Source organism: Campylobacter concisus, from assembly GCF_003048445.1.
GTDB lineage: Bacteria > Campylobacterota > Campylobacteria > Campylobacterales > Campylobacteraceae > Campylobacter_A > Campylobacter_A concisus_BF.
The window spans coordinates 1-1,034 of the sequence record NZ_PIQW01000040.1; the positions used below are offsets into that span (position 1 = coordinate 1).

At 36.4% G+C, this 1,034-nt stretch carries 1 protein-coding gene; it reads left to right on the top strand.

The window, feature by feature from the left end; genetic code table 11:
* Window positions 1-1,034: hypothetical protein (locus CVT14_RS10600; RefSeq protein ID WP_199907345.1), on the top strand; the 1,034-nt coding region annotated here is incomplete at both ends.

Sequence of the window (1,034 nt, forward strand, 5' to 3'; positions counted from 1 at the left end):
CAAAACACAAAAACGGCAAAGAGCACAAAGAGGACGTCACACACTTAGAATTTATGCAAAAAGACGAAGAGAGATCAAACGGCACCGCTTCAAAGTGTGAGGGGCTATTTAAGCCATTCGCCGATAAGCTAAATTCTCTTTTGAGCTCTGAAACATCAAAGAAATTTGAGACCGAAAATATCTACTGCGTAAATTTAACCTCCTCTTCAACCTCTAACGCTTCAAGGATAAATAAGCTTTTAAAAAGAAGAGAAGAAGAGCTTTATAAACAAGAGGATATGCTCGTACTCTGCCCTATAAAGACTGCTACTCCTATTAGGATATTTCAGCCTAAAAAGAGTAACTTTACCATCGTGATAGCTAGCCAAAGCGAATTTGACTGCAGCGAGCTAAACCCAAAAGAGCTAAATCCTAGCAGGCCAAACTATGGCAAGCTAAATTTATGCGAGCTAATACTCACTGACTTTAAATTTGACTCTTACGAAAAAGAGAACAAGGGCGTTTCGTCTGATAGAGATATCAAATTTAAAAACGCAAAGACCAAGTCAGATAGTGTGATCCTTTATAAAGAAAACGATGATGGCAAAGATGATAAAAACAAGACAAAGGGTGCTTGCTTTACTAGCATAAGGCAAAGTAGCGATGAGATAGAGTACAAGCTAGAAGATGGTGTTGTAAAGATGAGCCACTTTAAGCTCCCCTCATCTAAAGATGAATATCTAAATTTCAATCTTCTAAATTTCGCTAAGGAGAATAACTTTACCCTTAGAGATGATAAAGACTCAGCTATGTTTGATATGAAGCTTCGTCTAGCTCTTGGTAACAGTGTAGAACCTACATCAACATCTAGCTCAAGCCTTGCTCTAACACTAAATAATCTCATCATTGAAAACGAAAAAGGTGAAGCTAGTGATATAGATAAGGTATATCTTCACCACTGCGGTGATAAAAATATATATGAGAGTACATCTTTAGTTAAAAATAAAGACTCAGATATCAAAAACTCATATACTGCTACATTTAATATACCTATA